Source organism: Muriicola sp. SD30, assembly GCF_041205185.1.
Taxonomy (GTDB): domain Bacteria; phylum Bacteroidota; class Bacteroidia; order Flavobacteriales; family Flavobacteriaceae; genus Muriicola.
This window is the reverse complement of sequence record NZ_JBGEWB010000005.1, coordinates 13,037-26,130: the sequence shown is the minus strand read 5'-3', so window position 1 is coordinate 26,130 and position 13,094 is coordinate 13,037. Positions and strand designations below refer to the sequence as shown.

The 13,094-nt window shown below is 38.0% G+C and carries 11 protein-coding genes; 1 reads left to right on the top strand and 10 read right to left on the bottom strand.

The features are described 5' to 3' along the window. Nucleotides 1-52: 52 nt before the first annotated feature. The 10 genes from AB8P51_RS14885 to AB8P51_RS14840 form a co-directional block, all read right to left on the bottom strand. Entirely contained in the window at nucleotides 53-4,033 is a 3,981-nt protein-coding gene (locus tag AB8P51_RS14885) for an Eco57I restriction-modification methylase domain-containing protein (protein WP_369749671.1), read from the bottom strand. Then, nucleotides 4,030-5,043, bottom strand: a complete 1,014-nt coding sequence (locus tag AB8P51_RS14880; protein ID WP_369749670.1) for a restriction endonuclease subunit M — start codon at nucleotides 5,041-5,043, stop codon at nucleotides 4,030-4,032. Before AB8P51_RS14880 ends, AB8P51_RS14885 begins: the two co-directional genes overlap by 4 nt. A gap of 907 nt (nucleotides 5,044-5,950) precedes the next feature. Beyond that, nucleotides 5,951-6,490, bottom strand: coding sequence for a hypothetical protein (locus AB8P51_RS14875; RefSeq protein ID WP_369749669.1), 540 nt, complete (start codon nucleotides 6,488-6,490; stop codon nucleotides 5,951-5,953). Between the two features lie 128 nt (nucleotides 6,491-6,618). Then, nucleotides 6,619-7,071: a helix-turn-helix domain-containing protein gene (locus AB8P51_RS14870; RefSeq protein ID WP_369749668.1), complete on the bottom strand. Its 453-nt coding sequence runs from the start codon at nucleotides 7,069-7,071 to the stop codon at nucleotides 6,619-6,621. 12 nt (nucleotides 7,072-7,083) lie between these two features. After that, the gene (locus AB8P51_RS14865; protein WP_369749667.1) at nucleotides 7,084-7,374 is read right to left on the bottom strand and encodes a helix-turn-helix transcriptional regulator; all 291 of its coding nucleotides are present in this window, start codon (nucleotides 7,372-7,374) and stop codon (nucleotides 7,084-7,086) included. A 288-nt stretch (nucleotides 7,375-7,662) separates the two neighbouring features. Then, a complete protein-coding gene (locus AB8P51_RS14860; RefSeq protein WP_369749666.1) occupies nucleotides 7,663-8,547 on the bottom strand; it encodes a hypothetical protein in 885 nt (294 codons plus the stop codon). A 249-nt stretch (nucleotides 8,548-8,796) separates the two neighbouring features. Continuing rightward, nucleotides 8,797-9,021 carry a hypothetical protein gene (locus tag AB8P51_RS14855; RefSeq protein ID WP_369749665.1) on the bottom strand — a complete coding sequence of 75 codons (225 nt, stop codon included), beginning with the start codon at nucleotides 9,019-9,021 and terminating at the stop codon, nucleotides 8,797-8,799. 5 nt (nucleotides 9,022-9,026) lie between these two features. Then, nucleotides 9,027-9,542 (bottom strand): helix-turn-helix domain-containing protein, encoded by a 516-nt coding sequence (locus tag AB8P51_RS14850; protein ID WP_369749664.1) that lies wholly within the window; start codon nucleotides 9,540-9,542, stop codon nucleotides 9,027-9,029. A gap of 378 nt (nucleotides 9,543-9,920) precedes the next feature. Next, nucleotides 9,921-10,700, bottom strand: a complete 780-nt coding sequence (locus AB8P51_RS14845; protein WP_369749663.1) for a DUF1828 domain-containing protein — start codon at nucleotides 10,698-10,700, stop codon at nucleotides 9,921-9,923. After that, nucleotides 10,700-11,197, bottom strand: a complete 498-nt coding sequence (locus tag AB8P51_RS14840; protein WP_369749662.1) for a hypothetical protein — start codon at nucleotides 11,195-11,197, stop codon at nucleotides 10,700-10,702. Before AB8P51_RS14840 ends, AB8P51_RS14845 begins: the two co-directional genes overlap by 1 nt. Before the next feature lie 613 nt (nucleotides 11,198-11,810). On the opposite strand from AB8P51_RS14840, the gene AB8P51_RS14835 reads away from it, so the two are divergent. Then, nucleotides 11,811-13,034 carry a site-specific integrase gene (locus tag AB8P51_RS14835; RefSeq protein WP_369749661.1) on the top strand — a complete coding sequence of 408 codons (1,224 nt, stop codon included), beginning with the start codon at nucleotides 11,811-11,813 and terminating at the stop codon, nucleotides 13,032-13,034. Nucleotides 13,035-13,094 lie beyond the last annotated feature (60 nt).

Sequence of the window (13,094 nt, the reverse complement as noted above, 5' to 3'; positions counted from 1 at the left end):
TTCATTAATTTTTTTTAGAAGGTTGCAGATAGCTTTTTTGTACTAAAAAAGATTACTCGGACATTGGCCTAATCATACTTTCTATAAACGCAATTTCCTCTTCACTTAGCTTGTACTTTTTGTAAAGCTGCTGGTCAATCTCGGGGATGGATTTATTCCAATCAATATCTGAATTAGCGGTGAAGTTTTGAAGTGGTATATTTTTCCAAACTGCTTTTTTATTATCCTGAGTTACTTTAAGAGTTCCTAGCAACAACCTTAGAAATTTTGAATTTATATACTTCAATAGATTTTCTGCTTCCAATTCATTTGAGAATGAGCCGATACTAATGAAGGTCTGATTATGTCCAATTTTAGGATTTGCAGTAAGTGGAGTTGATAACCTTTCTCCCAAGCTACCTGTGCCATTGGACTTAGGCAGAATTACCTTAAAGCTGTCTAAATTGTCATGTGGATCTACATAATCTCTCCTAATCCATTTGTAGGCACGTTCATTATTTATCCTTCCTAGAATTTGAATGTACTCATTCTTGTCATCCGGTTTATCGTGATAGAAAAGGTCATCTAGTTTTTCAAAAATATTTGTCGTAAAATCATATAAGTGTCCCTTACTAAGTCTACTTTTTACCTCTTCATTTTCTAAGTGAAGCTTTTTGCTTACACGGTAACTTTCTGGCGCAAAAACGTATTTGCTCAATGAGTCGAACTTGCCACTTTTGACTTTCCTCAAAATTGACGAAACTTCTTGGTGCGGAGAGAAATCACCAATTACTCCAAAGTCTTTGTTAGCATCCCGAAATGTCACCGCAACCCCACCTTTTATATCGACGTTTGGGAACACATTTGTACTATCACTTTCATACCAAATTACCTTAAAGTGCTTATCATTAAGCATCTTTTTATTCCAATCTTTTGGTGTTTTACCCGCATTAAATAGAAATCTACCTGGGGTAATGAAGGTTACTTTATCAGAAATACGGCATGAAATATCATAAAAGTGATTGTAGATAGGTGTATCACTGGTTTTCTCATTTGTATCTTGATAAGGAGGGTTTCCTACAATTGCGTTGAATTTCATATTGTTATTTTTATTAGTCTTCCAATAAGACTGTCCTTTTCTGATTTTTGCGATGAATTTATCGGGGCGTTGGGTAATTTGGCGCACCATGTCCTCAAAATAGTGGGTGTTCACCTTAGCATCACGAAAACCAACCAAGGTACGTTTAGTAATGCTCTTTGCCATTGGTGTTTTGCAAAGCACAAATACATTTTCGGCCACGGATTTATCCCATAATTTTTGCTGCTGCTCAATGCTCAGTGTATTCGGTTCTTTGCTTGGGTATTTTTCTTTGATGCGGTTGCGGAAAATAGAATAGGTAACATAAAGCGGATACAAACCCGATTTGGAGTTGATTTCTAGAATGTACGAATCCGTTTCGAAAACTTCTTCGGTTACTTTCCCTTGTGAGACAAAATGAGGTTGGGAGATGGTTTTTTCTCGCTTTTCATCCAAAAAACAGTAACCTCCAAGGCAATCGCCCAAGTGCATATTCACCACCCGCCAAGGCGTTAAGACGGTTTCCTTATCGGGATTTCTAAAGGTGCCAAAAATATGGGTAATGCGCTCAATACGTTCTTCAACGGTTTGATGATCGGCAGCTCTGGCTAATGCTCGGATGCGCTTGCTAGCTGCTCTAAATACATCACGCTCATAATACTTCTTGAATTTCTGAAAAGTCTTCTTCGTAACGCCCTTTGGCATAAATTCCTCCCACGATTGGTTGTCTACCAATTCGGTAAAATTGTCTAGCGTCAGTTCTTTTTCTTCATTGGAAACATCCGCTCCATAAATCAGAAGTGGCATACGAATGGAAATACCACGCAAAATAGAAATTGCGGTGTTGCGCATTTTCTTTTGCTCCTTGTATTTGTCAAGAAGCTCTTTTTCTTCATGTGATAGTTCTTTTTTCTTCTTCTTTTGCGCTTGTTCTATCTTTTCGTAATCTTCTTCGGTAAAGCCTTGTTTATTGACTTCAATTTCCTTGCTTTTGGGCATGGCTTTGGTACTGCCAATCACCTTTTTTAGACCATTGAATTCTTCGACCTCCACATCGTCCAATTGCATCAATTGGTCGCGATTATACAAATACCCGTCCTCAAAGCCATTGTTAACCACACGCTCGATGTAGACCTTTTTTAGCTGTTCGAGCATGCCGTTTACGTCATAATCCTTCATGCGCGAGCCATCAAAAGCAATAATGGGGCAGAAGTTCAGAAACTCGCCCATAACATTTCGGTCAGAGTCGCTCGTTTTACCTGCCTTTGCTGAAACCTTGGCCGTTTCGGCTATGACCTTCAAAGTGCGATCTGGAGCAAAGTCAAAAACAAAACACTCTTCTTTTACCTTTCCGTTAATGGTTGCGGGAGTTTGTACCCTGAAAATGGTTTGCATATAAGCAGAAGCTGAAGTGTTATGAGAGCCTGAAAGCATAAATACAGCAGTCCATGCTTTAACGGAAACACCTGTAGTCAATCGACCGCAGGAAAGAGTTATGGTGTACGTTTCATGAGGTTTATCACTAATTGCTTTCTCTACCTTTTTGAGAGCTTCTTCATTGGCTTCTTCTTCGTCTCCATCACCTGCAACATTTACAATTTTAAACTGGCCGAAAACAGAGTGCGATTGCAACAAAGTGCTTAACGCCCGCGCTTCTCTTACACCTGGCACCATCCAAAGAGAGTGACGGAAGTTGTCTCGGTATTCTTCAGTAGAATAGGGATAATTACTTTTATCGTCAGATTTACAGATTAGATTCAAAAAGGACAGCACATCCTTTTTGTGCAGGAATTCACCCGATTCATCCACCCTAAAAAATTCACGAAAATTGAAAGCTACTTCTTCATCGATATATCCATGAAGCAGTTTGCCCAAGTCGTACGTGAAGATATTGAGTTTTGGAAGGGATGCATAAGGGTTTGGATCTCCAAAGTGAATTTTATCCCATTCTGCTTTGGCTTTTTGCTCCATGACATAATCCCAAGTGAAAATTTCATCCTCTTTGTAGTTATCCAAAAGGTTGAATGGTGTACCTGAAAGAAGTAGAACCTTTGTTTCCTCTTTTCTAAGCTCTGCAAGTACGTTTTTCCCTAATTCTGTCTGCGTTCCTTCATGGGCTTCATCAATGATGATAAAGTCCCAATCGGTGCTGAAAATCTCATCGTTTTTGTCAAAGTTACCACCTACTAATTCAGAACCACGCAAATCCTGTATGGAAGCGAAATAGATGTATTTAAAATTTCCATTTGTGCATTCTCGTTCAAGTGTTGCAAATTGATTTCCTTGATTTTTTGAGCCATAAGAGAATTTTGGGGCATCGTAAAAAATCTTCCCAAAATCCTCAAACCATCCCTTGTCGACTACAGGGCGGTGCGTTAAAATAAGTGTACGGGTAAAATCATGTTCTTTTACTACTTGAAGTGCTGACAGTGTTTTCCCGAAACGCATTTTGGCGAACCACAGCATTTCATTTCCTTTCTTGAAATGCTTGGCCGTTTTTTCAATAGCCTCTTTTTGTTCGGGTCGGAATACGATAGGCGACTGTGATTCAGTTACTTCACTTGCATGTAGTGAATCCCTGCCTTCCTTTACTGCGGTTATGGCTTTCTTTACCGTTTCAAGGTCGGTAATGAACCATTCGTTGGCTTTGTTCTTTGTATCAAATGTTTTCCGCTTTACACCTGATCGCTCAAGCACTTTATGAACTTCTGTATCTGAAAAGCCATGAAAAGTTTTATTCTTAGTATAAATAGAAAGCTCTGTGTGGAGTAAATCGTAAGCTATTCCTGCGGTTTGAGTGTACTGATTTATTCTGGTTTTTGCAGCTTTGTTTAAAGCCGAGCTATTTGGTTTTAACCCAAATAAATCTGCATCTTCAGATGTAGCTTCTCCAATTTTCAAGCAGCCTCTATGGCTATCTTCATTGATGCGAAATACATAGATCAGTTTTAATTTTAGTGATGATGTGAATTTCATTTTCCTTTTCTATTAAGGTCAACGAACCTGATTTTCCTTCCCGTTTTAGCTGTTTTCAAATCGTTGTTCGACCAATTTTTTACTAAGCAATAAATCCCATTGTGTTTCTTGATGTTTCCTTTTTCACAACCTTCACAAAAGTTGTGTGTGGTTTCAGTTTCACCAAAGAGATTTACAAACACCTCTGTTTTGTGTCCGCATGTATTGGGAATTACGCCCTTTAATCCATCCATTTGCCAAACATTCCACGAAATGATATAGGCGATGTATTGAATAGATTTAAGAAGTGGTTCTTTTCCAAATTTGTGTGTATAGTTTTCAATGAAGGTGGCCAGCATAGCTTCTCTAGCTAATAGCAAGCTGTCACCTTGCCATTCAAATGCGTATGTATTTTTATAGGCCGTTTGTGCTGCCTTTAGCCAATTACCTGTGGAGTCAACATTTTCATTAATAACTCTAAGTTTTCGGTCTAAAATTCCAATTCTTTCATCAACTGGGATAAATTCACCTGTGGTACTGTCGTAGCGGCTGGTAATATAGGGTGCCTCTCCACAAGCAACTTCAAGTCGTGTATCTCGTATGTAGTGCTTCCAACTTTTACTTCTCGGAAATATAACTTTGTCTGGATTGACTTCCCAACTTTTAGTTCTATCCGAAGTTGTGATTTCTCGGTTAAATACTTCTTTCTCTCCGAACCAAGCATCATCTATCAAATTGTTCTGGGCATTACAAACCCAAGAAGGTGTGAATACCTCTGCCATTTCCTTTGACCTTGCTTTCTGTAAAACATGGTCTTTGTGGACTCTAGGCATAATGATATCACCGTTCTCACCGGTAATTAAATCAGGAGTGATTGGTGCGTTGTATTTGTAAGACTCACCGAGATGTTCATAATTGTCCGTTGCCCAAAAGATGTTTTTCTGAGAAGTATGGTCTCGAATAAGAATATCGAGTACATCAGGGTACTGCTGTACAATTTCATTTTCGAGTATGTCTATTCCTGTTTTCACTAATTCAATTGCATCAAATAAGATAGTATTTTAAAAGTTTTTTTTTGTCGAATAAAGTAATAAACTGTCCGAAATAGCAAGTCGTGCATAATCCGTTATTAAATTTTGTATAAGCTTTACATTCGATACATTCCGGCATAGACTATATAAGAAATAATGGATAAAAATAATATTGTACCAAAATAGAAAATAGCCATCTCTTTAACAATTGTTAGCGCCATTGAATTCAGAATTTTCCTATTAATTGTATAAAGAATCCATATTTTAAATAAGTTCCACCCAAATCTTACCAGAACTTAACTGCGCATGGATCCTCTCCGATTTTTGTAGTGTTCGGGAAGATAATCGTAAAGCAAAAATCGGATAGGGCGCACCTGCTTACCTAAATTTAGAACGAAATTTCTTTTTTCAAGGGTAGTGACCGAGCGTTGGCAAGGATAAAGGCATGGGGCGTTATTTCTACGCTCCATGCTTTTAGGAGCGGTTCCGAGGAGGTTGATAAATCCGGAGGATTTCCGACTTCCGCAGGGACAGGATTTATTAAGCGGAATCGTCCTGCCGATTCCAACAAAACAAAGGTGGGAGTTTTTGCGTAAAAACTTGACCTGCCGGTAAATGGTCTTCAATATCCATTTCCAAGGAATTAGTTTTTGCCGCAAATTTGAGCCTGTTTATAGGGGTTTCAAAGCCATTTGACGCAAAAATCAGTTTGGTGAAAAGTAACTATTTGAACAACTTGCGCTTTAAGGAACTGTTAAACAATGCTTTATGCGTGAATGAAATACTGCAACACCGCGCAAGCGTGTTGCCCTCTTGCTATTCCTCTTTTTTGTTTCTCTCTGTTCAACAATTCTTTTTTGGAACTTTGCTATTGAATCTAGGGTATTTTAGGTTTTTCTTTCATCTGCTATCTTCTCCGACTTGGGCCGTCCAATTTTAAGCGGTTGAACATTCTTATGAACCGATCCGAGATCTGTCTTCCGTACCGGCCCTCTATTTGGGAAAGGTCCAGATTGGTCGTGATATGGGTCTTTGTCCCTAGGCTCTCAAAATTCCGGTACCGGTTGAGCAGGATCCGTACGAATATTTCCTCATTTCCATATTGGTAGACATTGTTTCCCACGGTTTCCGATCCCAGGTCATCGAATAGGAACGTCCCCTTGGAATAGTATTCGATGATCTCTTCCTTGTTCCTGTTTTCATTGTATTTGGCCACTACCTCTTGGGCGCTGATGCAGGGAAACCACAGTTCCTTGAGCCCGTATTGTTTGGACATGTCCTGGATGATCCTGAAGCTCGATGTCTTTCCGGTACCATAGGACCCGAAGACCAACAAACCTTTTCGGAGCGAGATATTTTCCAGAAGCTCGAATTCTGGGTGCCGGTTCCAATACCTGCAAAAATGGCCCAGGAAATTCTTGTTGTCTCCGTCCACCTCGAAGTCCATATCCGCCCGGGCGTAAAATTCCTGTGCCGCCCTAAAAAAAACCTTTTTAAAAAGCCCTGGGTCGCACAACGGCCTTGGCTCCGTTTGCTTGTTTGAAAACCGGTCTAAACTTCCATTTTCCATATCGCCTATTCCAAGATTGGACTTCTGTTTTTTTCTTTTTCTTTTAAAAAAGTAAATTGTTTTGTTCCTTGTTTTATCTCTTGTTTAGTATGGTAGACACTTTTGTCAATGCTGCCTGGACAATTTTGTCTAGGCTGCCCCGAAACTTTTGACAGGGCTGATCCGCCCGTTTCAGGACCAAAATGTAACAGACTTTTGAGATAGCGCTTTCTTCCATTAAAGGATGTTTCCGTTATCCAGCCCAAGGACTTCAGTTCGGAAATGTACCGGGTGACCTGTCTTTCGGAAATATGGAGAAAGGAAGCGATGTACTTGTTGGACATATAGAACTCCCTGCCGTTTTCGGTAAAGCTGTGGATCTCTAGGAACAGGATCTTCGCGTGCCAGTTGACTTCCGGATTCAGATAGATGACTCTTGGTATCCAGATGCCCTGAAAATTCCGTTCCGACAGTTTCATAATAATGGTAAGTTATTTCCTATTCTTCAACAGGGACTCATTGAAAAGGCGTTCCAGGCTTTCGTCCGATAGATCCGGATTTCCCATCAACCAGGCATCGATTGTGTCCTTGTAAAAGAATTTCTGACGGATATGCGGGTTGTTTCCCATTGGGATAAGCTTCAACTGTGTCAGCTTATAGATTTTGCTTTTGGAGAGTCCGGTGTAGGCGGCCAGATCTTCCACGTTCATCACTTTTTTGGTGTGGGACAGCAGACCCTTGATATCGGATAGCAGCCCCACGATGTTTTCGTTTTCTTCCATGGTATTTCCTTTATGATTTTGTTCAAATTAGAACGGAGTGGATTACCAAAAGAAAGCCAAAGAAATTTTAACGTTCGGAAATGGTGTTATTTGAAGAATTGTTGGAAGATGCAACGTTTTACTGAAAATAATTGAATAAGTGGTTTCGGGCAATATTACAAAGTGCTATAAAACGTTAGTTTACGAGACTATTGAATATTTGTTCTTAACTGTTGAAAATAGGAGATTTTAACTCAGTTCTTTGTTATCAGTTAGGCTTAATTTAGATAATGCATGCCTTGACTTAAACTAATCGATTCCAAGTCTTTTATGCATTTCATGCCATTCTTTACCAAACTCAATTAGATCCAGTGCAGCTTTTCGTTTTTCATCTGGCAAACATTGGATACAAGTTGGATATTGAATGCCTTTGTAGTGTTCTTTACATTTTGGGCATAATTCCATTTTATGTAAGTCAAAGTTAGATGCACATTTTTTGCAAGCAGTTATGGTATCTTCAAAGGAAAGATATTTAATGTTGTCGTTTAGATAAAGTAAAAACGCCTCTTTTTCAATCGTTACAGCGTCTTTATTCTTTGCACGTTCTCTTTGCAACCAATATCTTACATTTGATAGATTATGCTTGTTTTTATATTTATCCTTTGACACAAAACACTTATCTCGAACTTCGTATGCATCCTCATCTTCATAAAAAATTGATATGAGTTCGAATGCCGATCTATAAATCGCTTCATCAAATTCGTGCTTACAATCCGCGCAACGGTATTTTGGAATTTTTCTCACTCTTTGACTTGGATTTTTACCCTTACAATTTGGGCACAAAGCAATGGGAACATAATCGTAATTTTTTAGTATGTAATTAATAAATTCATACTTATCAATTTCGGGATTAGTATTCATGTAGTCTTTAGCATATTCCCTTGTTATTTCTCTTAGATATTCTGAATATTTTCTTGGGTGAGAAAGATGCTGTATAGTTAATGTCTCTTTACTACTGCATATTTCACATTTGTCTTTAATAATTTTTGCCCTTCTTTCCTTCCAGTCCTTTGTATGCCAAGAACGTTGTCCTTCTTTGAGGTCATTCCAATATTGTGCTTTTGCAAATTCCAATCCAACCTCGTCGTTTGCCAATTTGTCCCTTAGCGCTATGAGTTCCTTATATGTTAACATGTCAATTCTTGATTTATTTTTATATACACTTCTGTCGATTAAACTTGCAGCTAGCGGTTCCGGCTATGATTTCGCTGTGGACATTTCTAACGGAAATTGTCCTTACGGAATCCTGTTGTTTGATTTATACTTTTATTTTGGTGAGTCTCAAAACCACAATGAATTATATCCAATGTTAGCGGTTTGGCATTTTATTTTTTTAACAATAATCATCGATTGAGTCACCACCTGTGCATTCCTGCCCTTGCTTTAGCGTAATACTGTTGCAACTTTCCTATCAATACGAACTGATGCAATTTCTAAATAACCTGTCTTGATGTTTGGTTTACCAAAAGTCCATTTATTGTCTGTCGGTCGAGTTCGTCTATTGTTAAGAGGATGTCTTAATACAGCACCATTATCACGAACAGAGTAATGCTCATTTTTATAATAGCATTCTTGAATGGCATTATAAGTTTCAAGTAAATTTTCCATTTTGATTACATTTGATTGGGTACAATGTCAATATGGTATCCTAAAGCAGATGCTAGCTTTGAAAGAATATCAAGACCAACGGAATATTTACCTTGTTCAATTCTACTAAGATTTGCAGCATCTATATTTGCTAACCTTGCCAAGTCTTTTGCTTCAATTCTCTTTTCTTTCCGAATTTGACGAATTTTATTTCCGATTCGAGTTCTTTCTCCTTGTTTGTCTCCAGAACTCATACCCATAAATGACACACCATTTAGCAATAAATCTTTCCAAATATTCTGGGTCATTAATTCCTTGTCATCAGAGAAATTTTTGTCAAAAACATATTCTATTATATGTAGTTGATTATGACGAGTTTCTTCATTAGTGTAAATCCCTATCGAAGCCAATACGGAAAAAACTTCTCCATCTGGTGCAATAACCTCGACCATTTTGTCATCAATTATTCTTGATTTTGACTTAAACTCATGTGCTAAAAAATCCTTTTCACTTGCGAAATACTCTTTGTGTTCTTTTTTCATATCATTCTGTACCGTATTTAATGTGTTGTCGCCACTTTTGAAGTTATAAAGCAAAAATAAAGAAAAATAATATAATTGGCAAATATACCAATTATAAATGGTAGATAGACCAATTGCAAAATTACATATTCGGATTTTAGTGTTATGCGTTTTGTTTAGTACAGGGGAGTTATCTGCTGACCGCTAACGGTTTAGCTATTAACAGTACGGGAGCAAACAGGCGTTGACTTTTCGCCAGGCACATAGCGAAATCTTTCGGTTATGTTTTTTCTCGACAAAGCAAAATCCATAAGATTTTGCGGACTTCATAAAAATACGCGAACCTTTCGATTGAGCCCAAAGCCCGTATTGTTTATTGGCGTTGTTGGGCTTAGTGCTTTATCCTACCTTTCTTAAAAGTTTTCTAGAAAAGTCATCCTCGGCGTCCAAAGAAGCAATCATCTCTCCGCCAGCGTTAGATAATCTAGCTAAGTCTTGCTTTGGAATTGTAGATTGGTCTGAGAAAATTAATAGACTATCAAAGTCCACTTTTGCTCTTAATAATCTCTCCAAAGTTATGGTAGTAAGTCTAGCTTTGTCTCTATTTGGAATCCCAAACAAGAACAACGGAGCGTGCTTACCCTCAATGTAGTAGTCTATTGGATAATCTTGAGCATTATCCATTTGTGAATAAGTGTAATCTTTAATTATATTATCTGCTCCAATTATTCTAAATAATTGTTCGTTTAAATCTTCATAAAAAGTGGATTCGGCACGGGCTCTGTTAAGGAATGTCAAGTCACTAATTTTAGTTAGAGCTTGACCTAATCTAAAAATATTGATGCTTAAATTTTCTATTTGGTCATCAATATAAAACTCTCCGTTATTTTCATTAACAAAGCATTCAGCCTTTATTTGTTCAAACAATTTACCTCTTGTCCCATCTCTAAACTTATCTATGTCATTTTCATAGCTTAAATGCATTAAAGTGTGGCCCATGTCGGTTAGTCTAATTATCCCAGCCGGCATTTCTTTTATATAAAGTTGATAAGGATCTCCATCTGAAAAATAAAAGGGAGTGTCAACCATAAGCAAATCTTCACTCTTTTGGTGAATTTTTACATTAGCACACATAAGTGTACACAATGTTTCTTGTAATATTTGCTTATTTAAATTCATTAGTCAAATATCGTTGTTTGATTTGTTATATCGGATGTTGTAGACAAACCTTTTATATTACAATCGTTCATTAAGCAATAAAGTGCTCCTTCCAAGGTGCTATACCTATTGGTTTCCTCCGCATAACCTTCCGCTTTTCTATTAGCCTGAATATATTTTTCAGTTGCGATATGAATGTGACATTTATAACCTAATCGATTTTTTTCCAGGTGATTAGGATGGGCGTGACTTGAACCATTGTATCGTTTTAGAGTTAAAGTTTCTCCATTTGCAGCTACCCATGAAATTCCACAAGAAAAATCATCTTCCATTCCAGGTCTAAGATTTTGTCTTTTATAAATTTCAAATTTGTGGTCAGAACCATCTAAGGAAACAACGTTGTAATTTACTTGTTCGCGACCTTCTTTACTTTTATTTCTTGCTTGAGGATTAGTCAAGCGTTTAGGGCATTCTAATAGCTCCTTAATTTTATCATCTGTTATACTTTCGAACGCCATAATTAACTTCTAATTATTGTAGTAAAACTAATCATTCTTGAAAAATTAACTTAAATTCTTCGGCATTACGCCCAATAAACGAATATAGTTATTGGTTAATTTATGGAGATAAAGTTAATAATTATATCTAGCCTATATGAGCCATAGTTTACCATTTTTGGAGTTCCACAAAACGGCAGTTTTATGGTGCTTATTTACAAACTTGTCTGGTCTTATCCCAGAGAGTCCCAAACGCGGTCTCTTTTAGTAGTTTCGTTCATTGACCTTTTATGGGTCAACTATTTAAAAAGGAAAGGCCTAAAAGGAGTTATTCAACAAAGAAAATATTCGTAAATAAAAAATGAAGATTTGTTGTCCCTATGTTGTCCCCATGAAAATAAAAAAGCCTCTCGATTTCTCGAAAGGCTTACTCTCACTGGGCTCCTCCTCTTGGGCTCGAACCAAGGACCCTCTGATTAACAGCCTCGGCCAGTGGGGTCTTAATGAACAAAAAATCCTTCATATGATTCTCATTTTCTGATATTTACATAATTTTTGATATTAATTGAATTCAATTGACATCACCAAATTGTTTGCAAATTGTTTGCAAATTTTTTTCACTACCTTCTGGTTTGTGAAGACATTTTTAAGCCTTTTACAAGATACGAGAAGGAAGAAAAAGGACGGGTCCTATCCCATAGTTTTTCGCCTCACTCACCACCGAAAAACCACTTCGATCACCACGGGATTTTCAGTACATCCTGCCTATTGGGATGTTCGAAAATCAGAGATCAAACCCTCCTGGCCTGGTGCTCGCCACGTGAGCCGGATAAATAATTTATTCCTCAAGGAGAAAACACGAATGGTGGATATTTTAAACAAGCTATTCGACCGGGGAGAGTTGGATTATATGTCTATCAATCAGGTACGCGAACGGATCTCTCGCAAAAAGAATTTTGACTCCTTCCTGGCATTTGGTGAAGAGAAAGTTGCAGAGCTCAATGCCTCGCAACGATACGGTACTGCCCGGTCCTATGCAGGACTGATTGGGATACTTCGTGTATTTAACAAAGGAAGGGACATTCGATTTAACGAAATCAATTACGATTTCCTCAAGAAGTTCGAGCAATTCCATCTTTCCAAGGAAGGGAATACACCAAACGGGGTGGCTTCTTATATGAGAGTACTGAAAGCAATCTACAACAAAGGCATCAAGGAAGGGTACATCGAAAGAGAGGCCTATCCATTTTTTCATTACAAGATCCGAATGACTCCAACTGCAAAGCGGGCTTTAGATGCAGAAAGTCTTAGTATGATCATGGCACTCAAAGTAAAAACGGGAACAAAACTTTTCCATTACAGGAATTATTTTTTGATCTCCTATATGCTCTATGGGATGTCCTTTGTGGATATGTGTTTTTTGAAAATAGAAAACATAGTACAAGGTCGTATTCTGGTCAGGCGCAAAAAGACCTCGAAACACTACAATATTAAAATAACAGACTCCTTATGGGAGCTGCTCGAATACTATATCAATGGAAAATCGGAGAAGGAATTCATCCTTCCTGTAATTAATAGGGTTTCACTGGAAGATCAGTACAAGGATATCGACTGGGAGCGTCACCGCTACAACAGAGGTTTGAAAGAAATAGCCGCATTGTGTGGAATACGGCATAGACTGACCACCTATGTCTCACGACACAGCTTCGCGACCCATGCCATGCTTCAAAACATCCCCTTGCAGGCTATTTCAGCGATGCTTGGTCATAGCAAGCTTAATACGACACAAATCTATTTGAAATCACTTCCAACGGACGTTCTGGATGCGTATAATGAGAGGCTAGTGGAAGCCATTTAGGATTAGCGAAAAATATTTCAATTGGTAACGGCCCTGGCTATAAGCCGGCGCTTCATTGCG

Excerpts from the sequence above, each read along its gene's own strand:
- AB8P51_RS14885 (WP_369749671.1), bottom strand. The coding sequence starts at position 4,033 with ATGAAATTCACATCATCACTAAAATTAAAACTGATCTATGTATTTCGC.
- AB8P51_RS14875 (WP_369749669.1), bottom strand. The coding sequence starts at position 6,490 with ATGGACTTCGAGGTGGACGGAGACAACAAGAATTTCCTGGGCCATTTT.
- AB8P51_RS14870 (WP_369749668.1), bottom strand. The coding sequence starts at position 7,071 with ATGAAACTGTCGGAACGGAATTTTCAGGGCATCTGGATACCAAGAGTC.
- AB8P51_RS14865 (WP_369749667.1), bottom strand. The coding sequence starts at position 7,374 with ATGGAAGAAAACGAAAACATCGTGGGGCTGCTATCCGATATCAAGGGT.
- AB8P51_RS14860 (WP_369749666.1), bottom strand. The coding sequence starts at position 8,547 with ATGTTAACATATAAGGAACTCATAGCGCTAAGGGACAAATTGGCAAAC.
- AB8P51_RS14855 (WP_369749665.1), bottom strand. The coding sequence starts at position 9,021 with ATGGAAAATTTACTTGAAACTTATAATGCCATTCAAGAATGCTATTAT.
- AB8P51_RS14850 (WP_369749664.1), bottom strand. The coding sequence starts at position 9,542 with ATGAAAAAAGAACACAAAGAGTATTTCGCAAGTGAAAAGGATTTTTTA.
- AB8P51_RS14845 (WP_369749663.1), bottom strand. The coding sequence starts at position 10,700 with ATGAATTTAAATAAGCAAATATTACAAGAAACATTGTGTACACTTATG.
- AB8P51_RS14840 (WP_369749662.1), bottom strand. The coding sequence starts at position 11,197 with ATGGCGTTCGAAAGTATAACAGATGATAAAATTAAGGAGCTATTAGAA.